Annotated in this window: 1 protein-coding gene; it reads left to right on the forward strand. The window is 43.6% G+C overall.

From position 1 onward, the window contains the following. Positions 1-20: 20 nt before the first annotated feature. The coding region (gene torR, locus AB4496_RS19305; protein WP_372131656.1) for a two-component system response regulator TorR at positions 21-688 on the forward strand (668 nt) is incomplete at its 3' end.

Below are 688 nucleotides of genomic sequence, written 5' to 3' on the forward strand. Positions count from 1 at the left end.
AAATAAGAAAAGTGGTGTAGATGAGCTATCACGTATTAGTCGTAGAAGATGATGTGGTAACCCGAAGTAAACTGGTTGGATATTTCCAGAATGAAGGTTACACAGTGAGCGAAGCTGAAAGCGGGGCTCAAATGAGAAAAATGTTAGAAGAAAATAACGTTGACCTCATTATGTTAGACATCAACTTGCCAGGCGAAGATGGATTGATGCTAACTCGCGAATTACGCAGTCAATCAGACATTGGAATAATTTTAGTTACTGGACGCACGGATAGCATTGACAAGATCGTTGGCCTTGAAATGGGTGCAGACGATTACGTTACTAAACCCTTCGAACTTCGCGAGTTGTTGGTTCGAGTTAAAAACCTCTTGTGGCGTATTTCGGCTGCTCGTAAAACTGCAGCGGTTGCGGTAGAACAAACAGAAGACGAATCTGTGGTTCGTTTTGGTGAATGGACGTTTGATATACCTCGCCGTGCGCTAAGCAAGAACAGCGAGCCGGTGAAATTGACCAAAGCTGAATATGAACTATTGGTTGCACTCTCTTCTTACCCTAACCAAGTATTAAGCCGTGAACGTATTTTGAATATGATCAGCCATCGAGTAGACGCGCCGAATGACCGCACTATCGACGTGTTAATCCGTCGTATGCGTGCAAAAATGGAGTTTGACCCTAAGAATCCACAAAC

The sequence above is a fragment of the Vibrio sp. 10N.222.46.A1 genome (assembly GCF_041473595.1).
Lineage (GTDB): Bacteria > Pseudomonadota > Gammaproteobacteria > Enterobacterales > Vibrionaceae > Vibrio > Vibrio tasmaniensis_A.